Origin of the sequence: Microcoleus sp. N9_A1 (genome assembly GCF_036701795.1) — a bacterium.
Taxonomy (GTDB): domain Bacteria; phylum Cyanobacteriota; class Cyanobacteriia; order Cyanobacteriales; family Microcoleaceae; genus Microcoleus.
This window is the reverse complement of record NZ_JAUBRI010000004.1, coordinates 103,259-130,151: the sequence shown is the minus strand read 5'-3', so window position 1 is coordinate 130,151 and position 26,893 is coordinate 103,259. Positions and strand designations below refer to the sequence as shown.

At 46.2% G+C, this 26,893-nt stretch carries 18 protein-coding genes; 9 read left to right on the top strand and 9 right to left on the bottom strand.

Annotated features, from left to right (window positions below; all coding sequences use genetic code 11):
* The first annotated feature begins 162 nt into the window (after positions 1–162).
* Complete coding sequence (locus tag QUA58_RS03060; RefSeq protein ID WP_333392981.1) at positions 163–4,071, top strand: cobaltochelatase subunit CobN; 3,909 nt, start codon at positions 163–165, stop codon at positions 4,069–4,071.
* A 100-nt stretch (positions 4,072–4,171) separates the two neighbouring features.
* Here QUA58_RS03060 and QUA58_RS03055 read toward each other — a convergent pair whose 3' ends face one another.
* The gene (locus QUA58_RS03055; protein ID WP_333392980.1) at positions 4,172–4,786 is read right to left on the bottom strand and encodes a COP23 domain-containing protein; all 615 of its coding nucleotides are present in this window, start codon (positions 4,784–4,786) and stop codon (positions 4,172–4,174) included.
* A gap of 367 nt (positions 4,787–5,153) precedes the next feature.
* On the opposite strand from QUA58_RS03055, the gene QUA58_RS03050 reads away from it, so the two are divergent.
* The 3 genes from QUA58_RS03050 (at position 5,154) to QUA58_RS03040 (ending at position 9,264) form a co-directional block, all read left to right on the top strand.
* Positions 5,154–6,836, top strand: coding sequence for an NAD(P)-binding protein (locus QUA58_RS03050; protein WP_333392978.1), 1,683 nt, complete (start codon positions 5,154–5,156; stop codon positions 6,834–6,836).
* Between the two features lie 189 nt (positions 6,837–7,025).
* Positions 7,026–8,819 (top strand): N-acetylmuramoyl-L-alanine amidase, encoded by a 1,794-nt coding sequence (locus QUA58_RS03045; protein ID WP_333392977.1) that lies wholly within the window; start codon positions 7,026–7,028, stop codon positions 8,817–8,819.
* Positions 8,820–8,868: 49 nt separating this feature from the next.
* Positions 8,869–9,264 carry an SH3 domain-containing protein gene (locus QUA58_RS03040; RefSeq protein WP_333253047.1) on the top strand — a complete coding sequence of 132 codons (396 nt, stop codon included), beginning with the start codon at positions 8,869–8,871 and terminating at the stop codon, positions 9,262–9,264.
* 322 nt (positions 9,265–9,586) lie between these two features.
* Here QUA58_RS03040 and QUA58_RS03035 read toward each other — a convergent pair whose 3' ends face one another.
* Both QUA58_RS03035 and QUA58_RS03030 read right to left on the bottom strand, forming a co-directional pair.
* Positions 9,587–9,937: a Uma2 family endonuclease gene (locus QUA58_RS03035; RefSeq protein WP_333253045.1), complete on the bottom strand. Its 351-nt coding sequence runs from the start codon at positions 9,935–9,937 to the stop codon at positions 9,587–9,589.
* Between the two features lie 79 nt (positions 9,938–10,016).
* Positions 10,017–10,994, bottom strand: a complete 978-nt coding sequence (locus tag QUA58_RS03030) for a hypothetical protein (protein WP_333253043.1) — start codon at positions 10,992–10,994, stop codon at positions 10,017–10,019.
* 63 nt (positions 10,995–11,057) lie between these two features.
* On the opposite strand from QUA58_RS03030, the gene QUA58_RS03025 reads away from it, so the two are divergent.
* Positions 11,058–12,254, top strand: a complete 1,197-nt coding sequence (locus tag QUA58_RS03025; RefSeq protein WP_333392976.1) for a CapA family protein — start codon at positions 11,058–11,060, stop codon at positions 12,252–12,254.
* 427 nt (positions 12,255–12,681) lie between these two features.
* Here QUA58_RS03025 and QUA58_RS03020 read toward each other — a convergent pair whose 3' ends face one another.
* Both QUA58_RS03020 and QUA58_RS03015 read right to left on the bottom strand, forming a co-directional pair.
* Positions 12,682–14,217, bottom strand: a complete 1,536-nt coding sequence (locus QUA58_RS03020; RefSeq protein ID WP_333392975.1) for an NAD(P)/FAD-dependent oxidoreductase — start codon at positions 14,215–14,217, stop codon at positions 12,682–12,684.
* 411 nt (positions 14,218–14,628) lie between these two features.
* A complete protein-coding gene (locus QUA58_RS03015; RefSeq protein WP_333392974.1) occupies positions 14,629–14,889 on the bottom strand; it encodes a precorrin-6A/cobalt-precorrin-6A reductase in 261 nt (86 codons plus the stop codon).
* A gap of 729 nt (positions 14,890–15,618) precedes the next feature.
* On the opposite strand from QUA58_RS03015, the gene QUA58_RS03010 reads away from it, so the two are divergent.
* Positions 15,619–16,182 (top strand): transcriptional regulator, encoded by a 564-nt coding sequence (locus tag QUA58_RS03010; RefSeq protein WP_333276653.1) that lies wholly within the window; start codon positions 15,619–15,621, stop codon positions 16,180–16,182.
* Between the two features lie 306 nt (positions 16,183–16,488).
* Here QUA58_RS03010 and QUA58_RS03005 read toward each other — a convergent pair whose 3' ends face one another.
* Entirely contained in the window at positions 16,489–18,414 is a 1,926-nt protein-coding gene (locus QUA58_RS03005) for a penicillin-binding protein 2 (protein WP_333392973.1), read from the bottom strand.
* Positions 18,415–18,711: 297 nt separating this feature from the next.
* Positions 18,712–19,290, bottom strand: a complete 579-nt coding sequence (locus tag QUA58_RS03000; RefSeq protein ID WP_333392972.1) for a hypothetical protein — start codon at positions 19,288–19,290, stop codon at positions 18,712–18,714.
* 337 nt (positions 19,291–19,627) lie between these two features.
* On the opposite strand from QUA58_RS03000, the gene QUA58_RS02995 reads away from it, so the two are divergent.
* Both QUA58_RS02995 and glgB read left to right on the top strand, forming a co-directional pair.
* Complete coding sequence (locus QUA58_RS02995; protein WP_333210036.1) at positions 19,628–19,828, top strand: serine protease; 201 nt, start codon at positions 19,628–19,630, stop codon at positions 19,826–19,828.
* An 839-nt stretch (positions 19,829–20,667) separates the two neighbouring features.
* Complete coding sequence (gene glgB / locus QUA58_RS02990) at positions 20,668–22,962, top strand: 1,4-alpha-glucan branching enzyme (protein ID WP_333253025.1); 2,295 nt, start codon at positions 20,668–20,670, stop codon at positions 22,960–22,962.
* A gap of 690 nt (positions 22,963–23,652) precedes the next feature.
* Here glgB and QUA58_RS02985 read toward each other — a convergent pair.
* Together QUA58_RS02985 and hpsJ-B are read right to left on the bottom strand one after the other, a co-directional pair.
* On the bottom strand, positions 23,653–24,570 hold the full coding sequence (locus QUA58_RS02985; RefSeq protein ID WP_333253023.1) for a glycosyltransferase family 2 protein: 918 nt from the start codon (positions 24,568–24,570) through the stop codon (positions 23,653–23,655).
* 86 nt (positions 24,571–24,656) lie between these two features.
* Positions 24,657–25,487: a hormogonium polysaccharide biosynthesis protein HpsJ gene (gene hpsJ-B / locus QUA58_RS02980; protein WP_333253021.1), complete on the bottom strand. Its 831-nt coding sequence runs from the start codon at positions 25,485–25,487 to the stop codon at positions 24,657–24,659.
* A gap of 792 nt (positions 25,488–26,279) precedes the next feature.
* Here hpsJ-B and rfaE2 point away from each other — a divergent pair.
* A complete protein-coding gene (gene rfaE2 / locus QUA58_RS02975) occupies positions 26,280–26,774 on the top strand; it encodes a D-glycero-beta-D-manno-heptose 1-phosphate adenylyltransferase (protein ID WP_445243682.1) in 495 nt (164 codons plus the stop codon).
* Positions 26,775–26,893 lie beyond the last annotated feature (119 nt).

Sequence of the window (26,893 nt, the reverse complement as noted above, 5' to 3'; positions counted from 1 at the left end):
CGAACCGCGAAGGCGCGAAGGGCGCGAAGGAAGAGAAAGAAAATAAGGAAGAGAAAGGAGAAGTTTATCTTTTTTATTCTCTGTCAGTGGCACAGGCATCTTGCCTGTGAATCTCTGCGATTAGTTTATCATTAAAATAAGCAAATATTCCGAGGTTTGGTTGTGAAACGGATTGTTTTAATTGCAGGGTTTGAATCTTTTAATGCTGATTTGTACCGGAAAGCGGCAGAATTGGCTGTTTCCGGGTGTCAGGGATTGGAAGTGCGCGTTTTTAGCGATCGCGCCCTTGCAGATGAGTCCGACGCTGTAGCAGCTGCCCTCTCGAATGCTGACGTATTTTTCGGGAGTTTGTTGTTTGATTACGATGCAGTAATGTGGCTGCGAGAAAGGGTGCAACACATTCCCATTCGCCTAATTTTTGAGTCGGCTTTGGAATTGATGAGTCTTACTCAAATCGGCGCTTTTAAAATTGGCGACAAGCCGAAAGGTATGCCGAAACCTGTTAAGTTTATTCTGGATAAGTTCAGCAACGGGCGAGAAGAAGATAAGCTGGCTGGTTATATCAGCTTTTTGAAGGTGGGGCCGAAGTTATTAAAGTATGTGCCGGTGCAAAAAGTGCAGGATTTACGCAACTGGCTGATTATTTACGGTTACTGGAATGCCGGCGGTGCGGATAATGTTGTCTCGATGTTTTGGATTATTGCCGAAAAGTATTTGGGGCTGAAGGTTGCAGAAATTCCGCCGCCTGTAGAAACTCCCAATATGGGTTTATTGCATCCTGATTATAATGGTTATTTTGAATCGCCTCGGCAATATTTGGATTGGTATCTCGGTAATCAAAGTGCTAGGGATGGTCAAGATGCCCGTTCCACAAAAGAGGCTAGACATCTTGATAGAAATGGTTCTAACGGGCAAGATGCCCGTTCCACAAAATTGGGAACCAATTTGTCTCAAAATTTAGATCGGGTTTCTAACTGGCAAGATGCCCGTTCCACAAAATTGGGAACCAATTGGTTCCCTAATTCCAATCAAATAAAATCTCCAGTTGTGGGCATCTTGCTTTACCGCAAGCACGTTATCACCAAGCAGCCTTATATTCCTCAATTAATTCGCTATTTTGAAGCTGCAGGAATTATACCTTTGCCGATTTTTATCAATGGCGTTGAAGGCCATGTGGCAGTGCGGGATTGGATGACGACTGCTTATGAAACTGCGCGGCGCAAACAAGGCAATATTGAAACTCTTTCGCTTTCTAAAGATGCTGTGGAAGTTGATGCGATTGTTTCTACTATTGGCTTTCCTTTGGTTGGCGGGCCTGCTGGTTCGATGGAGGGTGGAAGGCAGGTGGAAGTTGCTAAGCGCATTTTAACTGCTAAAAATGTACCTTATTTTGTGTCCGCACCTCTGTTGATTCAGGATATCCATTCTTGGACCCGTCAGGGAATTGGAGGTTTGCAAAGTGTGGTATTGTATGCTTTGCCGGAGTTAGATGGCGCGATCGATCCCGTGCCTCTCGGCGGTTTGGTGGGTGAGGATATTTATCTAATTCCCGATCGCGCCAAACGCCTGACAAGTAGAATTAACAATTGGGTGAAACTGCGGCAAACTCCGCCATCTGAAAGGAAAATTGCGATTATTCTCTACGGGTTTCCTCCCGGTTACGGGGGGGCGGGTACGGCTGCTTTATTAAATGTACCGAAATCGCTGCTAAATTTCCTGCACAAACTTCAAGCAGCAGGTTATACAGTTGGAGAAATTCCGGCTGACGGTGAGGAGTTAATTCGCAGGGTGAAAGAGGCGGATGAAGCTACTTGTGACGGGCAAGATGCCCGTACCACAAAAGAGACTGTTAATGTGAAAACTTTAGAAAAATGGCTGGGCTATCTGTTAACAAGTCGTATCGAAAAACAGTGGCATTCTCTAACTGGTACTGGAATTAAAACAAACGGCGACGAGTTCCAAATCGGTGGCATTCAACTGGGGAATGTTTGGATAGGTTTGCAGCCGCCGCTGGGAATTTCGGGCGATCCGATGCGCTTAATGTTCGATCGCGATTTGACGCCTCACCCTCAATATGCTGCTTTTTACAAGTGGCTGCAAAATGATTTTCAAGCCGATGCTGTGGTTCACTTCGGAATGCACGGCACTGTGGAATGGTTGCCGGGATCTCCTCTGGGAAATACGGGCTATTCTTGGTCGGATATTTTGTTAGGAAGTTTGCCGAATCTTTATATCTACGCTGCCAACAATCCCTCGGAATCGATGCTGGCAAAACGGCGCGGTTACGGTGTTTTAATTTCTCACAATGTGCCGCCTTACGGTCGCGCTGGTTTGTACAAGGAATTGATGGCTTTGCGAGATTTGATTGCGGAATATCGGGAAGATACAGCAAAGAATTATGTGCTAAAAGAGGCTATTTGTCAGAAGATTTTAGATAGCGGTTTGGAGGCTGATTGTCCGTTTGAGGATGCTCGCAAGTTGGGGATTGCTTTTAGTTTTGAGAATGTGGGAATGTTCAGTGCTGATGCTTTTAACCGCTATCTTGTGAAGCTGTACGAGTATTTGCAGGTGGTGGAATGTCGCTTGTTTTCTTCGGGTTTGCACGTTCTCGGGGAACCGCCTAATTCTGAGGAAATGACCTCTTATCTTGAGGCTTATTTTGGCGAGAGGTTATCACAGGAACAGGTAAAAGCAATTGTTTCACAAACAAGCACAGGCAAGATGCCTGTGCCACAAGAGGGGTTTGGTGGGGTTTTTGAGGAGGGTTTGTTGGTGCGGGATTTGTTGTTGCAAACGACGGATGAGTTGACTAATCTTTTGCGGGGTTTGAATGGGGAATATATTCTGCCTGCACCGGGTGGGGATTTGTTGCGGGATGGGGCTGGGGTTTTGCCTACTGGCAGGAATACTCATGCTTTAGACCCTTATCGGATGCCTTCTCCGGCTGCTTTTGAAAGGGGGCGCGAAATTGCTCAAAAAATTATTGATAAGCACCTTGAGGAACATGGGAATTATCCTGAGACTGTGGCGGTGATGTTGTGGGGTTTGGATGCGATTAAAACGCGGGGCGAATCTCTTGGAATTCTGCTAGAATTGGTGGGGGCTGAACCTCTTAAAGAAGGTACTGGACGGATTGTTCGCTATGAATTAAAACCGTTAGCTGATGTCGGTCATCCCCGGATTGATGTGTTGGGAAATCTTTCGGGGATTTTCCGTGATAGCTTTGTGAATATTATTGAATTGTTGGATGATTTGTTCGTGCGGGCGGCGGATGCTGATGAACCGGAATCGGAGAATTTTATTCGCAAACACGCTTTAATTTTGCAGGCACAAGGTGTGCAGAATTATTCGGCAAGGTTGTTTTCTAATCCGGCTGGGGATTTTGGTTCTTTGGTTAACGATAGGGTTGTTGATGGTAGTTGGGAATCGGGGGATGAGTTGGGGAAAACTTGGGAAAGTCGCAATGTTTTTAGCTACGGGAGGAAGGATAAGGGGGAAGCGAGGCCGGAGGTTTTGACTCAGTTGTTGCAAGGGTGCGATCGCATTATTCAAGAAATTGATTCTGTTGAATATGGTTTGACTGATATTCAAGAGTATTATGCGAATACTGGCGGTTTGAAGAAAGCCGCCGAAAAGCAGCGCGGCAAAAAGGTTAACACGAGTTTTGTAGAAAGTTTTTCTCAGGATACGACTCCGCGCAATTTAGAAGATTTGCTGCGCTTGGAATATCGAACTAAGCTATTAAATCCTAAGTGGGCTAACGCGATGGTCAATCAAGGTTCTGGCGGCGCTTATGAAATTTCGCAGCGGATGACGGCGTTAATTGGTTGGGGTGGAACGGTTGATTTTACTGATAGTTGGGTTTACGATCAGGCGGCGGATACTTATGCTTTAGATCGGGAAATGGCGCAGAAGTTGCGGGAGGCAAATCCTGAAGCTTTTCGCAATATTGTAGGGCGAATGTTGGAGGCTAACGGGCGGGGTTTTTGGCAGCCGGAGGCGGATAAGTTGCAGCAGTTGCGCGAGTTGTATGAGTTAACAGATGAGAAAATTGAAGGGGTGACAGTGTAGTTTTTTTTTAGTCTAAATATTTAGGGGCGGGCTAGAAGCCCAACCCCTACTCCCCACAATAGTTTCAAAAATTTTTAGGTGCAAGTTAGGGGCGCGGCTATTAAATACCCCGATCGCCCTGCGGTTTTGCCACAGGAACTGACGGTTTTTTATTGGGAGAATTAAAAGCTCGATCGACCATATCTCCAAAGGGAACAAACTGCGGTGCAGACGATTGAGCTCCGGTTCTGAACGTTGTCACGGGTCCGCTGCCGTCTTGGGCAAAATTAATCAATCTCGTTAAAGCATCACCGGGATTTTTAGCATTGCGCTTGTCTAGGGTGAACAGCAGATTTTGAGAGTTGCAGCGCCCCCGTCCGTTCACGTAACAAACTACTGGCAAGTTATTAAGAATTCCTGTTGTTAACTGCAAGTTGCTCAATCTTCCGCCATTCTGGGCAACAGCTTTGGTCAATCGATTGGAAACAATTTGACAGCGCTGCCAAGGTGTATATTCGCGGCCGAACTCGGTAGATTTCCAAAGAATCATCGGATCTGTGGTGACATTTCCCCGCCGCGCAATTGTCACAATATTGCGACCGGAAGTAACGCACTGAAATGTTGTTTTAGTGCTATTCCCAGAGTTGCTGGCTGGAGCTGCTTGCACTTGGCTGGCAAAGGCGACAGTACCGGCGAACACTAAAGCGGATGCTAATAAGGGTGCAGTCAATTTCATAATAACTCCTGCCGCTAAGGCAGCTAATGTAGGAAGTCATAGTTGTAGGGACAGAGCAGTGTCCTGTTCCTGCCTATTCAGATTCTGCTCGTTGGGTGTCACACCCGGATATTTTTCAAATATTAAATTAGGTTAGTTGCACCTCATATCTTTAGGTACAGGCCACTGCGGTGTCCTTGTTTTAAAACTTGGGAACGCGGCTGTAGAGACACGGCTCTGCGGTGTCCTTGTTTCAATACTTCGATACCACTGCGGCACAAACATCCGAGATAGTGTTTTTAGCTACATTCTGCAAAGCCTGGGCAGTCAACAATGGTAAGTAAAATTACAAAGGACAGCTCCGAAATTGGCTGGCAAATAACTTTTTATGAAACCTCGAATCATTGTTTGCGGGTTGGGCCACACGGGACACAAGATTTTTTGTTTGTTGAGACAGCAAGGAGCGATTGTGGTTGGTATTAGCGATCGCCCTATTCGCAGCGAAACTTCTGATGTGGTTGTCGGCAATTTGCAAGCAGCTTCTACCTTGTTGGCGGCTGGCATTCAAAACGCTCACACTTTAGTAATTGCAGGAGACGATGATGCTGTGAATTTGGCAATTTTGATGCAGGCGAGGATTCTCAATCCTCAGATTCGCATCATCAACAGATTGTTCAATACTAGCTTGGGCGACAGAATAGACCACACTTTGCCCGATCACGCTTCCATGAGCGTTTCATCATTGGCGGCTCCGGTTTTTGCCTTTGCGGCTCTCGGAAGTCAGGCGATCGGACAGTTGCGTTTGTTCGATCGCACTTGGCCGATTCACGAAGAATATATCGATGAAAATCATCCTTGGCTCGATCGAAATCTCAGCGATTTGTGGGACGATCGCTCGCGAATGTTGATTTATTATCTCCCGGCTGCTAACAAAACTGATTTAGTATCGGCGGTGCTTGCGGGCCGGCAGTGTCAGCAGGGCGATCGGCTAATTGTTGCCTCGGAGCCGACTCTCCGCAGCCCCCAAAAAACTTTGATTCAAAAACTGCTTAAAACCTTAACTAGCCTGCGCCGATTTCAGCAGCACAGCCAAGCAGTAATTGTGGTACTGACTCTGCTGGCAATGATTGGAATAGCTACTTCTATCTATATTTGTGTTGATGAAAATATCTCGATTGTCGATTCTCTCTATTTTTCGGTAGGGATGATTACTGGCGCCGGAGGCTATGAAAAAGTTGCCGAACAAGCTCCAGAAAATATTAAATTATTTACGGTGATGATGATGTTAGTTGGAGCGGGCATCATCGGCATCTGCTACGCCCTGCTCAACGATTATGTATTGGGAACTCGCTTTACCGAATATTGGGATATAGCGCGAGTTCCGCAGCGCAATCATTACATTATCTGCGGACTCGGAGGACTCGGCATCCAAATTGCTAAAGAACTGCACACTAACGGTTACGATATTGTGGCGATTGAGCAAGATCCAAACTGCCGGTTTCTGAATACGGCTCGCTCAATGAAAATTCCGGTCATTCAGGGAAGTGCCAGTTTACCTGCAACCTTGGAAGCTGCTAATGTTAAGCAAGCGGCAGCACTTTTGGCGGTAACAAGCAGCGATATGTCTAATGTCGAAATTGCCTTGAGCGCTAAAGGCTTGGCGCCCAAACTATCAGTTATTGTTCGCAATCAAGACCCACATTTTGCTTTGATGGTGCAGCAAGTTTTTGAGTTTGAAGGAGTTTTTAACCCGACGGAATTGGCGGCTCCTGCTTTCGCGGCGGCGGCGATTGGAGGCAGAATTTTGGGCAACGGAATGACTGCTGATAGTCTCTGGGTTTGCTTAGCCACATTGATTACGCCAAAACATCCTTTCTGTGGCCACCGTATTCAAGATGCTGCTAAGTCGGCGGACTTTGTGCCTCTTTATGTGGAAACTAAGTGTCAAACTCTTCATGGCTGGGATTTACTGAATTGTTGTTTGAGTACGGGGGATGTTTTGTATTTGACGATGCCGGCGAATCGGTTGGAGCAACTGTGGAGAACGACCTCGGAATTAATTAAAACTTAATGGTTTGACGCGGAAATTTATGTTGCATATCGCTCAATTGCAACTACAAACCTGATAAAATTGAGCCAGTAGAGTAAATTGGACTTACGGCTAATCCTCAGAAACCTGGTTTCTTCCCAGATTTCTCCCGGGTTTAGCGCAAGTCCTAGTATAAATAACCAACAGAGTCTCAATTAGTTGCGATATAGAATGAGAAAATTTTTAGGATTATGTGCGTTTGGCTTGATAATGGCGATCGCCTCTGTAGCTGTCGCCGTTCAACCTTTGTTCGTCGCTTATCCTCCCCCCAACCACAAAACAATAGCCGATCGCATCTTTTTAATCGGCACAGCGCCCCCACCGGGACAAGTATCGGTAAATGGCAACAAAATTTCGCGCACCGCATCCGGGCATTTCGCCCCGACTTTTCCGCTGCAAATCGGAGAAAATCTCTTTACATTTCGTTACGAAAATCAGGAAGTCAAAATCAAGGTGACGCGCGAGTCGAATCAGCCGGAATCCCCTGTAGGATTGGCTTTTGCTAAAGATTCCCTGACGCCGAAAGTCGATGTGGCGAGTTTACCGGGGGAATATATTTGCTTTGGGGCGATCGCCCAGGTGAATGCTTTAGTTGCGGTCAAATTGGCTGGTGTTACTATTCCTTTAAAAGCGCGATCGCAAGTCGAACTACCCGCCAACAACTCTATACTTTTAGGTGAAAACTCCCCGCTCAAAAAAGACGGTAGCCAACAGTATCAAGGCTGCGGGAAAACCCCTGAAAACTCCATCTCATCTCAGGGACAAAAAGTGGATTTAGGAGTGCCAGTATTTGAGCTAACAATGAATGATAAAACTATCAGCCAACAAGGTACTGGCAAGATTTCTATTCTTTCTCCGGCTGACTTAGAAATAGCCGAAGTAACAGCAGATCCTGGTGTCGCCAGAACCGGGGCGAGTACAGATTTTTCTCGGATGACACCGCTGCCGAAGGGAACACGAGCAACAATTATCGGGCGCGAGGGAGAATGGATTCGCCTCGATTACGGTGCTTGGATTAAAGCATCAGAAGTGCGAATCATCAAGGATTCAGTGCCTCCGCGATCGATTATTCGCAGTGCCAGTTCGCGTCAAGTTTCCGGCTGGACAGAGGTGTTATTCCCCTTAGAAATACCCGTTCCAGTCACCGTGCAAGAAGGAGAACGCACCTTCACTTTAACGCTGTACAATACCACCGCTCAAACTGACATTATTCGCGTCTCTGATGATCCGGTAATTTCACGTTTGGAATGGCAACAAATATCGCCGCTGCAAGTACAATACACTTTTAATCTCAAATCTGCCCAGCAGTGGGGCTATAAGCTGAGATACGATGGCACAACTTTAGTATTGTCTTTAAAACACCCGCCGGCGAATACAAGCATGATGCCGAATTCGCAAGCAAAACCCTTATCGGGAATTAAGATTCTCATCGATCCGGGACACGGCGGCCCGGAGGATGGTGGTGCAGTGAGTCCAGTAGGAATTAGGGAAAAAACAGTAGCTTTAACGGTGTCGAAATTGGTGCAACAGGAATTGGTAAACCGGGGCGCAAATGTGGTAATGACGCGGGTGGAAGATGTCGATTTGGATTTGCCGCCGAGGGTGGAAATGATTCAAAAAGAAGAACCGGCGATCGCAATTTCAATTCACTACAATGCTTTGCCAGATAACGGCGATGCCATTAAGACTAAAGGCGTCGGCGCTTTCTGGTTTCACCCGCAAGCGCACAGTTTGGCAATCTTTTTGCACAATTATTTAGTTGCCAAGTTGAACCGTCCGAGCTATGGTGTATTCTGGAATAACTTAGCCATGACTCGTCCTGCCGTTACTCCATCTGTTTTAATGGAATTGGGATTTCTGATCAATCCCGAAGAGTTTGAATGGATTGTGAATCCGACAGAACAGCAGAAGTTAGCCGAGGCGATCGCCCAAGGCATCACCGAATGGTTTGCCTCTGTCAAATAACAGTTAGTAATAAGGACTAAAGTCCTTCCAACACAAGGAAATTAAATAAATGCTAAGTTTTACTCAATCAAAAGCCTTTTTTATTGCAGCCGTCGTTGCAAGTTTTAGCTTCTCACTTTACAGTTTTCCTGTTTTCGGCAAGCAGCAAAGTCTTGCTCCCGCAAAAGCAGAAGCTTTAAAAAAGCAAACTCAATGCTCGTTTATTACAGGTGAAGGCGGCGCTGTTAACATTCGCAAAGGCCCAGGCAATAACTACCCGGTTGTAGCTAAACTCAAAAGAGGAGACGGAGTTCGGGCTGTCAGCAGACAAGGTGATTGGGTGAAAATTGCAGCCAGATTTTCGGGGAATCCTCCTAATGAAACTTTGACAATCCTTGACGGTTGGGTGAACAATCAATTTATTAATGGCTGTTCCGAAGACCAATTTGACCGGTGGCGGCAATAAACAATTTGGTTTGTAGTAATGACTTCATTCCTGAGTTTTGATGATGACTAAAGTCCTCACTACAAACCACACCGGAAGATTTTTAAAAGTAGTACAAAAAAGACGATCGCCCTGATTCATTCTTGCATTCTCAACCAGCTAAACACCTGTTCGGCGGTGATACTCAGGGGAATCATTTCGGGGACCGGAACGACATTGCTACCTTCGCAGAATTGTGGTTGTTGGTTGGGCAAAAATGCTAAAATAGATCGTCTGGATCGACTAGCCATCCCAACTGACAATTATGTTGCAGAGAGTAAATATTTTTTTTAGTAACGCGATTTTAGCTTTGTTGTGGCGACAGAATTGCGATCGCCCAATAGGGTGCAATTAGCACATCATCCAACGGTTCACCCTTCTGATCAAATTGAATTTGTGTCCACAATAGTACCGCAACATCTGGAACAATCGATCGCCCGCCAAAGGTGCACCGCAACTCAGGAAAAGCATAGGCTATCTTGAGAGTTTCAGTCACACGATTAATTGCATTGCAGGCTCTCGATCGCAATAGGCTATGCTTTGTGTTCGGCATAGGTTTTTGGATAATCTCGCCCTGAATGTATTCGCTGGCAGGTTTGGTTTCTGGCAGTTTCAGAAATTCTTCGAGGGTAAAGCGCTCAATTGCGATCATCATAAATAAATTGCTCAAGGCTACCTATCTTCAGTGTAAGCAAAAAAAATAGTTATCTTGCATAAAACTGGTGTAATATCGCCTAATTTTGCGGAACAATCTGCTGTTTAAACTCAAACAAATTAGGATTTGTAGGGTCATAAAAAGCCCGCAACCAATGCACGTTAGGAGAACCAAAAGTTTCAACTCTAGTAAAATTTTTCATTCTCGGTAGTTGAGTTTCATCGGTAAAATAGGGTAAAGGTTTATCGATGCGGAAATAGTGAGTATCGCCGTGGACGAATACAACTTGCCCTGGAAAATTGCCTGTTTCTGTTTCCAGAGTTGCGATAAAATCGTTGTAGCCACTTCTTCTTTTGTCCGTCGGATCGAGTTCAAATCCCGGATTTGCCTGTGCAACTAACACAATTCCTTTGCTGTTGCTGCGTTTGGCTAAAGCAAAACATTCTTTGATCCAGGCTAAGTTAGCTGAATTGCGATCGGCATATTCTGCATCTGCTTCGGGAGTGCGGCCAAAATTGTTGTTGCTTCCCGGCATATTAATCGCCAAAAACACAACTCCATGATAAATCCAGCGAACATTTTCGCGGAATTTAGCAAATTTCGGGTTTTCGCTTTGACGGGTGAGAGTTAAGGTGCGCTTTCCCAAACTTTGATTACCGTTGCTAAATATTTCCCGCAGTTTAGCGAGTCTTTCGACTGGATCATAAGTGCCGTTTTTGGATCGGTGGCAATCCGTCCATTCATTATCGCCATAGGCGAGAATAAACGGCATATCAAAATTATTAAATAACTGCTTGCGGCTGACAAAAGTTGCATCATCGCAGACACTAGAACCGTTTTTAATGTCGCCGTCGTGGACTACAAACGCTGCGGGCGATCGATTGATATCTGCAATCAAACTAGGAAATTGTGCTTCCTGTTCGGCACTGTAGGGCAAATCGCCAATCAAGGCAAATTCAAAAGGTCGATTTCCCGAAGTTTGAGCGTAAGTTAAAACCCCAAAACCCATAATTGCTACAAAAACAATCAAGGCAAGAATTAGATAATTTTTTTTCATCTTTTGAGCCGTAACTAAATTAGTTATGATATCATATAAGCCGAAAAATTACTCTCAAAAATCATGAATTTTCGTCGGTTGATCTCAGTAATTGCCATGCTTTCGATCGCAGGCTGCAATATTCAAACGCCACAAACCAACACACCGCCTACAGAAAGTCGATCGCCAATAGCAACACCTGTTCCCGCCAAACCCCAGTCTGAAATCAAAGAAGCAAAACTAATTGCTGTCGGCGACATCATGATGCACAGTACCCAAACGCGATCGGGCTACGACGCAAAAAAGCAAACATACAATTTTGACAATTTCTTCGCACCAGTTAAAAGTATCCTATCAACAGGCGATTGGGTCATCGGAAATCTCGAAACACCTTTAGCGGGCAAAGATGCAGGCGGATATACGGGCTATCCGCTATTTAACGCACCGGCTCAATTAGCAGATGCTGCTAAAAAAGCCGGATTTAATATCTTGACAACCGCGAATAATCATGCTTTAGACCGTGGAGAAAAAGGGGTAATTAGGACGATCGCAAATTTGGGCGATCGCAAAATTGCCTCAACAGGAACAGCCACATCTACCGCCGAGGCTTCACGTACTTTAATCATCACCAAAAACAATATTTCACTAGCCATGCTAGCCTACAGCTACGGTACAAACGGCATCCCCATACCCAAAGGCAAAGATTACTTAGTTTCCCTAATCGACGAAAAAAAAATAGTCAAAGACATAGCCAAAGCCCGCAAACAAGGAGCAGATATAATCGCAATTTCCCTGCATTTTGGCGACGAATATCAGCGACAGCCAAACCCCCAACAAAAACAATTAGTGGAAAACCTATTAAAAGCCGGTGCAGACATCATTCTCGGTAGCCATCCCCACGTCGTCCAACCTTACAAAATTTTTAAATTCCCCGGAAAAAATGGCAAAACCCGCAAAGCTGTAGCAATTTATTCAATGGGAAACTTCATTTCCGGTCAGAATAAAAAATATACAGACTTAGGCGTAATTTTGCAAGTAAATATTCGCAAAACATTTCCCGAAAAAACCACAGAAATTACCAGCATCAAAACCATTCCGACTTGGGTACACCGCTATACTCTAAACAATAAAACGAACTATCGCGTTTTGCCATTAGAAACAACTGTCACCCAGAAAAAAGATGCACTGCTAGCAACTTCACAGTATCCAATTTTATCAAAATATTTGCAGGATATGAACAATCATCTTAATTCTTTGAAGAGTCAGAAAAAATCAAAGTAATTTGGTATTTAGAATTGCTGATTGGAATTGAAGGCATAGCCGAGAGATTTATATTCCCAGGCAGTGTCCATTGCGAAGGTAACAACTTAAGCTAGGGAAGCATTTGTCAATCAGCAATTATGCTCATAATTTACTCAAATTTTGGGTAGAAAACTTGGATTTTGGCGATCGAACAATCATGCCGAATCTTCAGCAAATAAATTTACCCAAGCTTGGATATCCTTTCCAATAAGTGCAAAATGGACAGCAGAATAGCGCGTCATATCAACTCCGCTAGCATCGGAATTGTACAATCGAACCAACAGTCAATACTCAACTATCATTCAGTTTGTTGACTGACAGTCAACAGTCAACAGTCAACAGTCAACAATAATTCCGGTGCAACCGGAATTTATATCAATTGACCCCTGGTAAGCTTTGGAAGCAATTAAGTATCCAACGGAAGAGGGTGTAGTGGAGTAGAGTGACTTTTCTTTTTGTGATTATATTCTTCCGATACGCCAAGATAATCGGATGCTTGATATCTGCCGAATATCTCAGCGAAAATGTTAGGTAATTTTCGGTAAGGAGAAACACCCATATCTTTAAGCATGATGTCAATATATTGTTGAAAGCGAGTGTTAATTGCACAGGATCGCGAAGGTTCAAATTGAATATTTGCGCGTTTCCACTGGCGGATATATTCAATACTTTTTTCCATATTTTCGCTGGAAGGTAACTCAAGTTCACCACGCAAGTAAGCACACAGCCATTGTGTGGCAATTTCGACTGCTGGTACGTGCATATATCCATGATTGAACCCGGCAAAGGCAATGCCAGGAATGCGAGGATGAAGCAAGTGGCGATATAACTGCACGCCATCGGGTTCGATTTCCAACATTTTTCGATATTGATCAGGCAAAAAGGGAAAAATTGGCGCTTGCGAACCCAAAGATAGAATGACTAAATCGCATGGAATCTCGCAACCATTTTTCAACTTTACTGCTTCTCGCGAAAAACCAGATAATTCTGCACGGTGGGGCGAGATTTTTCCTTCTGCAATAAAGGGATAGTAATTTTCAGGCGCAACCGCTGTGGCTGAACGTAAATCAGGCAATAGTTTGTGATCTGGTTGTACAGCTTGGATGCGGCGCTGGGCCTCTTGACCTTTTCCAGAAACATTTCGCTGAACTTGAAAGCGGAAGATGGATGCAATCAAATCCCAAAAACCTGAAACAATGAAACCAAGGCGATTGTGCAGGAAACGTTCAATGGCGGTTGGATGTGCCCAACTTGTCATCATCACTGTTCCAAAACGGCTGAATAATGCGTGGGTAAAATGTACGCCCAAAATCCATTCTGGGATAAGCCAGCGCGGTGTACGAAATACATGATTTACTTGTGCGCCTTGTTTAGCCGCGAAAGTCGCCATGTCCAAAGCACTTTTTCCGAAGCCAAGGATTACAACTCGTTGATTGTCGAATATATCAAGGGTGTGGACATCCCGTTCAGTGATGATTTTGCCGCCGAAATTTTCTATACCTGGAAATTCAGGTTGATACTTTCCTTCTGTATATTGCCCAACTGAGATAACGACGTATCCAAATAATTCTTCGTGAACGCCATCCTGGTTTTTATATTTTAATAGCCAACCATCTTCTGTTTCTTTGAGTTCGATAACTTCGTGATTTAACCGCACATCAAGATTTAAATGGTTGACCGCTTGCTCCAAATAATTCAGGATTTGTTCTCCAGTGGGATGTAAATCAGGGGTGAATGGCCAGGGAAAATCAGATAAATGATACTGTTCCTTGATATTTTGCAGGTGTACGTTTGGGTATGCAAGTGCCCATACTCCGCCAACCTGTTGGGATTTCTCGAAAACAACTGCTTGGAAACCATTTTTCTTGAGAATATGGGCTGTCGTAATGCCTGATATTCCCGCGCCAATAATGGCAATTGGCATACCGTTTTTGTATTGCATATATTTGAGTCTCCTTATTTGGTATGGGTATTAGAATAATTTTACTGAGGCAGTGGCCAGCAACCGGAAAGCCTTGCACTTAGAAGAGTTTAAATCGATCGCTCTTAAAAAGACAGAAGCGTTGTCACCCCGTCAGATCCGCGACCTTAACCCCAACTGCTGATAGTAGCCTAGCTGATTAGACACTAAGGAATGAGAATTAAATAACTTCCACAAGTTGGTGGGATGAGCGTCCCGCCCGTCCAAAAAGGACGGGCGGGACGCCCATCCCACAATAACAATTAAAATTGTAAGTTATTTAATTCGCGATCCTAAGAGGGAGAGCAATTCTTGCAGTCTGGCTGCTACAACCTCAGTTTCTGAATCTGGCACATTCCGATCGCCAAAAGGATGTAATTAATAACTAATAACTCATAACTGCTCAACTAGCCAAGAAATCGCCCCTTCAACATCAGCAACCTGCTCAACATCGGGAATCTGCGGCCGCTGCACCATCACAACCAGAATTTCCAGTTCCCTAGCCACAGAAATTTTAGGATAAGTAGCACCGCCGCCGCTGTTTTTGCTAACAATTGTATCAAAAAACCCCCTTGCTAATAACAATTTACCGTTAGGTACAGGAGTATTTAATGCAGGAGGATCGATCGCCCGCATCAAAAACAAAATAGTCACTGATGTAGGGTGCGTCAGGGAAAACGATATTACCCGAAATCAGGGCACGGCAGTGCCGTTTCCCTACAAATCGGGCGATCGTTACATCCGATCCGGTTGATTTTACCCGTTACCCGAAATTAGGACACCGCAGTGCCGTTTCCCTACCATTAACCGGGCAATCGTTATATCCGATCGCGCGATCGCCCAGAACTCCGCAAGATTCTGATGGAGTTATTCTGTATAATTCTCACAGTGATGACAAACTATTCTTGACGCTCAATTTGAGTACAAGTTTCCACCTTAACTCCAGGCAAGTCTAATCGATACTAAATGAAAATTCATCACTCTAACTGTATTGATTGCTATATTTTACGCCATAAACTCAGGAGAGCCTTTCCTTCTGCCTCCTGCCTTCTGCCTCCTGCCTCAAAACTCTAATTTCTAGCTTGGCTGCAAAAGTGAGATTATCCCTACATACCTTCGGGCTCTGATGCGATCGGGCGATCGACAAAATTGCTGTAGGGAAACGCCACTGCCATGTTTTTACCCGCAGCTTTTTTTAATTCGCATAAATTTTCAGTAAATACCGATCTACACAGTCACCCAACCCAAAAGTTAAAATATACCCAATAAAAAATAGCTCCTCCTAGCTGTTTTTTTGGCCAGCTAAATATCAGGGAGTGCATCTACGTGTCAATAAATAAAACGCTCAAAGGCAGAGCCACTAAACCTGCCGCAGGTTTTACAATGATTGAGACATTGATAATTATTTTAATCATAGGGATATTTTGTGCGATCGTCACCCCGTCTTGGCTGATGTTCATCAACAACCACCGTTTAAAGGTATCGCTCGATCGAGCTTATTGGGCAATGGAACTTGCCCACAGCAACGCCAAACGATCCAAAATTTCATGGCAAGCCAGCTTCAAAGAAGTAGGAAACAATGTACAAATAGCTATTCATCCAGCCGACATTCCCCCAGCCCAAGTACCAGCCAGTCAATGGAAAGAGTTAGAACCGCAAATTCAAATAGATACAGATGAAACAACAGTGCTCAAAGTCAATGAAAGTAACGAGGAAAAAGAAAAAGGAACAATCAGGCGAGTCATGTTCAACCACCGAGGCTGCCCGGTATCTCGAAGCTACCACGACTGCACGCTAACGAGTATAAGAGCCAAAGGAACCCTAACGCTATATCATCCCAACTTAAGAAACAGCCAACGCTGCATCATCATCTCCACTCTTTTAGGACATAAACGCACCTCCAAAAGACAATCAAAACCCAACGAAAACAAAAGATATTGTTACTGAGTCACTGATTTAGGGTGCGTCAGGCAAAACGATATTACCCGAAATCAGCGCCGTGCCGTTTCCCTACAAATTGGGCGATCGTTACATCTGAGCGCCCGCTCGCCTGGAACCAGGCAAGCTACGATCATTTTGGGGTAGGAAAACGGCATTGCCGCGTCCTCAATAGCCCTGTTGTCAATGCTGATATGCGATCGGGCTACGAATCATTTTGGAGTAGGGAAACGGCCTTGCCCTGTCCTCAATAGCCCTGTTGTCGATCGTTATATTCAATGTCAATTCCTGACGCAACATCTCAGATATAATCAACTACTTCTTACTCGGCGCAATCTTCTCAATAGAAATCAGCGCCTCCATCACCGACTCCACAATCGGCGCCGCCACCGTACCCCCCGAACCATCCTTCGGCTCATCAATCACCGCCAAAACCACATACCGAGGAGCCTCCACAGGCATGATCCCCACAAAGCTAGTAATAATCGCCTTGTCAGAATAACCCCCACCAGCCTTAGCTTTTTGAGCCGTGCCCGTTTTTCCAGCAATCCGATACCCAGGAATTTGTGCAGCTTTCCCCGTACCACCATCAACCACAGTTTCCATCATTTCTAACACCTGTTTAGTAGTTTCCGGCGAAAAAACCTGCTTGGGAACCGGCCTCGGAAGCTTCCAATAAGCTTCACCGTCCCTATCAAAAAGTCCCCGCACAACGTGAGGAGTCACCAACTTGCCACCGTTAGCCAAAGCTCCATTAAGCTGCACCAACTGCATCGGAGTAATTGAAAAACCTTGCCCAAAAGCCGTAGTAGCAACTTCCACCGGAGAGTTAATAAATTGCTCTCGATTTTTAAGCTGACTGGTTACTTCAAAAGGCAAATCTGTTCCCGCAGTTTGTCCGAGTCCGAGTTTTTCTAAAGCTTGATAGTAAAGAGAAGCTTTCATACTTCTCATTACGTGCACCATCCCCACATTACTAGAATGTTTCAAAATCTCAGTAACAGTCGAAGGGCCGCGCGCCCCTGCGACTTTGTAATCGGAATTTTGGATAGTCCAGCCATCCATGTAAATCCGACCTTCGTCCTTAAACACAGTATTAGGTTTCACCGCACCCGCTTCCAGGGCGATCGCCACATTAATCGCTTTAAAAGTCGAACCAGGCTCATAAACATCAGTTACAGCCCAATTTTTATAGCGCGACAAATCGAAATTAAAATATTGATTCGGGTCATAAGAAGGTTCCGCTACAACTGACAGCAATTCCCCGTTACGGGCATCCATTACAATCACCGTGCCCCGCTTCGCATCGTGTTGCTTCATTTTTTCCTTAAGCGCAGTTCGGGCAGCCCGCTGCAAGCGAGTGTCGATCGTCAATTGCAATTTCAAGTCATCAAGCTGCACAAATCCCGCCGTCAGCCGATCGGGAACCCAATTCCCATTGCTCGACCTGCTAAACTGAATCGACGGCATCGATCGTTCCAACAAATTCTGCTGGCTGTATTCCACCCCAGCTTGTCCCTTCCGTTCCCCGTCCACATAACCGAGGATATCCGCCGCCAACTCCTGCTGCGGGTAAAAACGCTGCTGCTGTCGCAGCAACTCCAAGCCATCCACCAGACTCTCTTTAATTTGCATCCCAGCGACGCGATCGGCAACCTCTTGAGGTAGAGACTCCGCAATTGTAATACCGCTTTCAGCAAGATTAAACCTGCGTATCAGTTCAGTTTCCGACGTAGTGCCCGGAGTCAGTTCGATCGCCAGCATCGGAGCCAACTTAGCAGCAATTTCCGCCTTCGAGTGGTTAAATAACTTCGGGTGAGCGTAGAGCGTGTAAACCTGTCTGTCGATCGCCAAAACATTTCCTGCGCGGTCAATTATCGGGCGTCTCGGTACAAACGGCTTCGTTTTGAGAGTTTGCTGCTGCTCGGCCTGTTTACGTAGCGCCGGAGCTCGTGTCACCTGCAAATAAAACAAATTCACAGCCAGCCCCAGCCCCCCCAGCATCAACACCGCCCACACGGCCCACAAACGGAACTTGCTGCGCTTTAAACGCTCCACCGGTCGTCCCCAAGATGAAGCCGTCTGTTGTGGCGAGCGGCCGAAACTGCCGGAAGATCTAGGTTTGGCTGGCTTTTCCCACCCAGTACGCGCGGCGAAGCTATCTCGTAGGGAATCGCCCGCCTGTTTTGTGCGTTTGAAATTCGGCGATCTGTAGCGGTCAAAACGGGGGTCGTAGCTCATGGCATTAAAAATTCAATAGCAAGTTAGAGCGTTTTAGAATTTAGAATTTATAACTTAAATCTTAAAATAGAAAATTCACCACTTGGGAATGAGCAGTCCCTATCAGGGTTTGGATCACATCTACAGTTGCATTCTGTTTTTTGAAGAAGTGGTCTTAATTATTTTTAATCTGTAACTTGCGGTGGGAAGCAGAAAATTGATCGCGACTTGCAAAAAAGTCTAAAAGGAAATTAGAGCCTCCAATTCTCAGGCCCTCGGACACTCAGGCCCTCGGGCGCTCTCCGCTTTGACACAGGTTTAATAGCCCAGCGGTGTTTCCACACCGGCTCCCTTCTTGAAAGCGGGCTCAGAATTTGGTGCCGCAACGGGCGATCGAGTTTCAGGGGCCGGCTGCAAGAAAATCGTGTCCCCAGGATTCTGCGGAGCCAAACCGGTTTCGGGATTTTGGGCTTCTTTAGCAAGTTGGTGTTTCAAAACTTCGCTAGCAGCACTCAACTGCTGTTCTTGGAGGCGCAGAGTTTCCAGTGTTTGATAATCCTGACTCCAGCGCTGCTCGCCGTAAACTGTCAAGCCGTAAAGACTCAGAGCGCCGCCCAAAAGCATAACTGCTGCCACTGAGGAGGCGCGCTGTGCTTGCAGGAGCGATCGCAACCACACTGGCTGCTGCTGGCGAGCTGGCATGACTTTCAGCACCGATGCGGACTGCCGAACCTGAGCCTGTTCGTCGTTTGCTGGCGAGTAGTTGGGCAATACCGGCCCTGTCTTCGCCCGCCTAGCTCGGGCAATAGAAGTAACTTTGCTTTTGGCTGGGCCAGCAGCGGGCTTGCGGCCCGATCGGGAGCGGGGAGAATCGGGGGATCTGATAGCAGCGGTCATAGAGTTCACCAATACGTAAAGTGGGGTAGCTTCAGCTTGATTGAGGTTAAAAGTTTTTGGTCTCCGAGATCGCCAGTGGTGGCTATCTGCGTTCGATCGGTTATCCTTACCAAGGATACCTCACAAGCCAACCAACCCATCCTACCACTGGTCTCTTTGACTTCAGGATTTGCCAAAAAAAAGAAATCTTTGCTGGTTAGGGATAATCTATGTGAAATTTATTAATAAATGCAGTATTGTAATCAACGAGCGAATCGTTGAGCTATTCGTGCCAGCATTGTTTCTCAAGTACACTATTCCCTTCCTTGCGATGGGTTTTCAATGTTAAGGAGTTTTTATGAACAAGGGATTAATTCGTTTGACTTTGGTAGTGGGCTTGGCAGCAGCCCTCGGCGCCTGCGGAGGTGAGACCACCAGCCCCACCAGCCCTTCTCCGGGCGGCCCTGGCACTACTACTACTACTCCTCCTGCTGCTTCTTCTCCATCTCCAAAGGCCACTCCCACTACTAGCCCTGCCCCTACTCCTAAAAAGCCCTAACAAGGGCTCTGTCCGAGTCGGTGCCCAACGAGCCTAGCCTCGGGGTGAAAAATGGTTCGCTCCTCGCATTTTTTCATCTCATAGGTCTAGGTCTCAAGTTGGGTGTTAGTGATTCTCTGCTGCTTTTACTAAAGTTCAGTACGTCCCGTTACCGCAGCAAAGTCCCCTGATTCGCTGCGTTACAAGAGCATTCCCTTTCAACTAGAAAATTTGACTCCCGGCCTGCACGTTTTGAAACTCAAGCCTTTATAACATTGGTGAAGCTAACTTTACCCCAGTAATGGGTGTTTACTTGAGGACAACCATATCCTCGCTGGAGGGGCAACTATACCCCTCTACCCCGCAAGGGGATTCAAGGCGATTGAAATCGCCTGGTCGTTTCCCTCTCAGGACTAAAGTCTCGCTCGCTTCCCACTTACCGAGCTTTTCTGTGAAATTCTACCGATCGGGCGATGTCCCTGCCTGAAAATTCCAGGTAAACTATTAACTTCTGCCCAACACTTACAGGGTTGACCCTCTTGCGGTGGCAAATCGACAACAGGTTGAAAAAAATCTCATATCACATATTAAATAAAAAGTCAAGGGTATTTAGGAAAAAATATAAATTTTTTAATTTGTTTTAATATTTCTATACTTAGATGTTAGCAGTAAACCCCCAGCTCGGCCGCCGGCAAGGCAACAGCCTGCTGTGTGTGCAAGGCCGCGCGCTGGAGCTGCAGCAGGCAAGATCATGCTAATCAGTGGTAGGATTAGCGATCAAAAATGTATCGAAATGTAAAGTGCAGCGCCGCTCTAGGTTTTGAAAGCCATTTAGTTAAAAGATTGAGGTAAGTAGTTTTATGCCCGCGACCGTCCCCTTTGAACAGATTGACCGTATTGTTTGGAATCAGCACCACGATCCATTTGAAGTGCTAGGCCCTCACGCGATCGAAGAAAATGGCAAAAAAGTCTGGGTCGTCCGAGCTTATCTGCCGAATGCGGATGCGGTATCCGTAGTTTTGCCGGAGGCCCGGGCCGAATACCCGATGAAATCAGAGCATCACCCTCACTTTTTTGAATGTACGATCGACACCCCAGAACTAGCAAACTATCAATTGCGGGTCAAAGAAGGGGAACACGAGCGCTTCATCTACGATCCCTACGCCTTTCGATCGCCCAAACTTACAGAATTCGACCAGCACCTATTCTCAGAAGGCAACCACCACCGCATTTATGAAAAACTCGGGGCGCACCTCACCGAAGTAGGCGGCATCACAGGAGTATATTTTGCCGTTTGGGCTCCGAATGCTCGCAATGTCTCTGTTTTAGGAGATTTCAACTATTGGGACGGCCGCAAACATCAAATGCGGAAATCGCAAAACGGCATCTGGGAATTATTTATTCCGGGACTATCCGTGGGAACTTCCTACAAATACGAAGTGAAAAACCAAGACGGACATCCCTACGAAAAGTCCGATCCTTACGGTTTCCAGCAAGAAGTGCGGCCTAAAACAGCATCAATTGTCACCGACTTAGACACCTACACTTGGCACGACACCGCTTGGATCGAAAAGCGGCGGCACACAGACCAACTGACGCAGCCGGTTTCGGTTTACGAATGCCACATCGGTTCTTGGCTGCACGCAGCTACTGACGAACCCGCCGTGCTACCAAATGGGGAAATAGAACCCGCTGTGCAGGTTTCGGAACTGAATCCCGGGGCGCGCTTTCTGACTTACCGGGAATTAGCCGATCGGCTGATACCCTACGTCAAAGATTTGGGATTCACCCACATCGAAATGCTGCCCATCGCCGAACATCCCTTCGACGGTTCCTGGGGCTATCAAGTCACCGGCTATTTTGCCCCAACTTCCCGCTACGGCACACCCGAAGATTTCATGTATTTTGTTGACCAGTGCCACGCCAACGGCATTGGCGTACTCGTGGACTGGGTACCGGGACATTTCCCCAAAGACGGCCACGGTTTGGCTTTCTTTGACGGAACTCACTTGTACGAACACGCCGATCCCCGCAAGGGCGAGCACAAAGAGTGGGGAACCCTAGTATTTAACTACGGGCGCAACGAAGTGCGGAATTTCCTAGTATCAAACGCTCTGTTCTGGTTTGACAAGTACCACATCGACGGGATTCGCGTAGATGCCGTAGCCTCGATGCTTTATTTGGATTACTGCCGCGAACCCGGAGAATGGCTGACCAACCAGTACGGGGGTCGGGAAAATATCGAGGCGGCAGATTTTCTGCGACAGGCGAATCACGTCATTTTTAGCTATTTCCCAGGTGCGTTGTCGATCGCCGAAGAATCTACCTCTTGGCCGATGGTATCTTGGCCGACCTATGTAGGGGGTTTAGGCTTCAACCTGAAGTGGAACATGGGTTGGATGCACGATATGCTCGACTATTACCACATGGACCCGTGGTTCCGCCAGTTCCACCAGAACAACATAACTTTCAGTATGTGGTACAACCACAGCGAGAATTTCATGCTGGCTTTGTCCCACGATGAGGTAGTTCACGGCAAAGCTCACATCATCGGGAAAATGCCAGGGGACGAATGGCAAAAGTTTGCAAACGTGCGGTGTTTGTTTACTTTTATGTTTACTCATCCCGGAAAGAAAACGATCTTTATGGGGATGGAGTTTGGTCAGTGGCACGAGTGGAACGTTTGGGGAGATTTGCAGTGGCAGTTGCTGGAATTCGAGCCGCACCAAAAGTTGAAGCTGTTTTTTAAAGATTTGAACAATTTATACCGCAGCGAAACGGCACTTTACAGTCAAGATTTTGCTGAGGATGGGTTTGATTGGATTGATTGCAGCGACAACCGACACAGTGTCGTGGCATTTGTGCGCCGAGAGAAGGATGGCGACGAGTTTGTGGTGACGGTGTGCAATTTTACGCCCCAGCCACACTCTCACTATCGTGTAGGAGTGCCGGAACCAGGTTTCTATACGGAGTTGTTTAACAGCGACGCGCGGGAATACGGCGGCAGCAATATGGGGAATTTGGGGGGCAAGTGGACTGAGGAGTGGTGGTTCCACAACAGTGCTTATTCGATCGACTTGTGTTTGCCACCTTTGGGGGTGTTGATTTTAAAGCTCGATCGGGCAAAAACAACAGCCAAATCTCAACAGTTTTAAGTTGTGATCTCATTTCCGGTTACACCGGAATGATGTTGACGGTTGACGGTTGACGGTTGACAGTGAACCGTCAACCGTCAACTCGAATTTACTATTCCGATGCTAACGGATTTGATATGAGTCGTGAGAGTTTTGAGTTAAGGAATGAGAATTAAATAACTTACAATTTGATAGTTCTTGTGGGATGGGCGTCCCGCCCATCCCACTTTCAAGAGTGTAAATTATTTAATTTGCGATCCTAAGAAGAATCAAAACTTGATTAAACCTAAAAATTTTAGGGTATTCAGAAACCCGGTTTCTCCAAGAAATCGGTTTTTTTTTGTTTTGTTGTTGTGGTGAATATCTGGGCGGGGTGACAAACCCGTCAAAAGACCTACTGAGGGCGGAACGTGGCATAATAGCGGGATGATTTTGATGTTTTTTGTGGGTGGGCCCATGAGCCCGAAGGCGTGTATTTTCACAGCAGGCGGGACGCTTAACCCCTACTCCCCACAAGAATCATCCTCCATTTGTGCCAAGCCCAATTAATGATAATTAGGCGCAATAAACTACCATTTTTTCAGATGTGTATCAGGGCTATGTTCTTGATTATATCTATGTTTTGACGGGGTTGTCATCCAGTGAAGTGCGTAAATCATGTTCTTTTTTAACTTGTATTAATTACCAATGCCAATTTTTAATGCCCAATTTTTAATTCCGAGTATCGGAAGCGCCAAGATTATAAGAAACTTTAGACGGTTCAACATTTACTACTTCCGAAATAGACGGTTCCTCCACGGCGTCTAAAGTTGGCAGTGGCATATGCTTCATTTCCCAAACTTTCAGCAAAATTAGATATTCATAAAAAGCTTGCAGCGTGCACCAAGCCAATCCCGCTTGGCCGTCAAGAAATCCGCCCAGTAAAATATACATATAGAAAAAGCGCACCACAGGCCGCAAAGGCAAGCGCAAAGAAAAATCTTTCAAAGCGCGACGCCTTTCCACCTCCGACGCGCCAAACAATAAATCCCACCAATTTACTTGACCTGCTTCTAATTGACGGAGAGTTTCAGCCGCCTCGTCAGTGGAGTAGCGGTTGTGCTTTTCAATCCAGCGGGAAAGACCTTTGCTGCAAGTATAGTGAGGGTAAGTTTCCTTCAAAAAGTGAGTAGGCCCGTTGCAGACTTCCCGTTCAGTGTGACCGTAGTCAGAAAACCACACTCGGTCTTTGCGAAAGAGACGCATTTGATAACGGGGATATTGAGTGCTGCGGCGAATCCAGCGCTCCATAAATATTACTTTTTCAGCTACGTAATAGCCGATATATTCTTGACTTTCGATCGCCTTTAAGCATTCAGCAAACAGTGCAGGCGTCATCCGCTCGTCAGCTTCGAGGATGTAAACCCATTCGTACTTGCACGGGACTTCTTGGAGCATCCAAGTCCGCTGGCGTCCGTGAGTTTCAAAGCGGTGCTGCACTGTTTGCACGGCATAGTTCTGAACAATCTCAAGGGTGCGATCGGTGCTGAAAGAATCAACTACAATGATATCGTCACAAAGCAGTGCCGATTCAATGCAAGCGGCGATATCAATCTCTTCGTTGTAAGTCAGAATATAAATTGAGAACATTCCCAGCTTTCAGTAAGGGCAAACTATTGGGTAAACAAACTATTTCTCAGGGATGTCTCGACCGGCGCGATCCCTGCCAGCGCCGGTCAATTTTTGCGGCGGCCGAACCGCAGAATTCCCATACTTCTCAATCCCGTCCAACCAACAGTAATGTAGCCTATCGCTAGCAGCAAACTGGTGATTCCCGTCTGCAAACTCGAATTTCTCGATCGAGTTCTTAACTCTTTCTCTTTTTGTTGCTTGCGGGTGCGAATCTCGTTGCGAGCTTGAGTAGGAAGTTCTTGAGCTTGCTGTTCCAGGAACTTGTCAAGGGCTTTAGGGTCATTTTTCGACTCCTGAAGCACAGCTTTCAATTCCTTGGGAACCTCTGGACTCTTGAGTGCTTGTTGCAGCTTCCCCTCGTCTTCCAGCAGCGCCCCTATCTGGGTGCGACGCTGGCTTTTGAGCTGTTCTACCTGAGTTTTAAATTGAGGGCTTTTAAGTTGTGCCTCAAGTTGACCTTCCGCTTGTCCCGCTTCTTGATCGACTTGAGCCAGAGCATCCTTGAGTTCCAAACGAGTATTGTTGAGGTGAACGGGAACCAGAGATAGGTAAACTAAACCTAACAAGCTGGAAATCAACAGTGCCCAGAATCGCAAGTCCAGCCAAACCTTGCGTCGCTCAATAGAGACTCCACTGCTACTGTCAACCCAAAAGCCAGTCATCAGGAGGGCGATACCGATCAAAGGAATAATGCCCTTGTCAACTATCTGAGTTGTTGCAGTCAACTGCCAGCCTCGATTGAGAAGGTCTGAAGTTTCTCCCGGCAGCGACAGAACAATGCAGTCAAGCAAAGCAGAGAGAATCAAGATAATCCCGACTACTTTGAGAGTTCGAGCAGCTACTGAAGAAAATTGACGGCTATTACTTGCTTTCATAATTCGTGTTAGATAATTCTACACCGTTAGATTTAAGGGGGTAGTTGAGTGGATTTTGTTGAACGAGTTAAGCTATTTTCCACCAAAATAGCTGTTTCGGGTACCGAACTCGACTTTCCTCTGGGTTTTCACAGGCTGCGGTTGCGAGCCAAAAGGTCGAGTTTCTGCACAGCTATATAGAGTTGGACACAGGAGGCTGTGCGCTTCTGGGTTGGCTGTAAAGCTTGGTCAAGATAGCGCCTAGAAACTGCAGCAAGCAACTGCTGGCTTCTTCTATAGTCTGACGAATCCAGCGTAAAGATGAGCTCTGCACGCTTAGGTTCCAGCTTTTAACTAGCTTTCGCTCGCGCGGCGGTGTCAGAAATAATAGACACAGGAGCGCGTTTCGTTGGGTTTCACCCCCTAGGGCTCTCACTACCCGATCGCCTGCCCGAGGCGGTGGAACTAAATCCCTTGTCTTATAGTAATTGATATAAGAGAGGGCGGGAATAAATAATTGTTTACCAACCTTTTTAACCTCCGGTTACCAACAGCAGGATACTGCTGTCACCCATAGAGGAGTAGCTGTTTTTGACGGAGGGATTATGTTTTCCATGTCTGCTTCCCCGTCGGTAATTTTTACTTATCCATTCTGGCTTAAAAGTTAGCATTTACTAATTAATATTTGCTCACAAACAACTATTAATTAGTGGGAGATTGACTGATTTATTTTTTAATATCGAAAGTGCAAACCATCACATTCTTTGGTAGGATAATTTTGAGCGCTGTTTAAATTGGGTGGTAATGACTGCAATGATTTCTGATGTTTACACTTTGAGAGAACTTGAAAGATCGATCGCATCCGATCCGGACAATTGGCGTCCGATCGTGTTTACTAACGGCTGCTTCGATATCCTGCACGCGGGCCACGTTCGCTATTTGCAGGCTGCAAAAGCTTTGGGGCGATCGCTCGTGGTGGGCTTGAATAGCGACGCCAGCGTGCAAGCTATCAAACCGCAGCAGCCAGGATTGCCGCCCCGCCCGATCGTACCGGAAAATCAGCGAGCCGAAGTGCTAGCCGCCCTCAAACCAGTAGACGCCGTAGTAATTTTTTCCGAGATTACAGCAACTAAACTGATAAATATCCTGAAGCCTGATATATACGTTAAAGGAGGCGACTATCAAGTCGAAACTCTGCCGGAAGCACCGGCCGTTATCGCCGGAGGTGGCAAGATTTCCTTGATCGAAATAGAAGTTCCGAGTTCTACCAGTGCGATCGTCAAACGCATTTTACAATTAGGTACTTAACCCTTGATCGCAAACAGCAAACAGTGAGCTAAACTCAGAAGTTGCCCCATCAAAAAACACGCTTGGTACGCGCGGCGAAGCTATCCCGTAGGGAATCGCTCGTACAATTTCATCCCAAT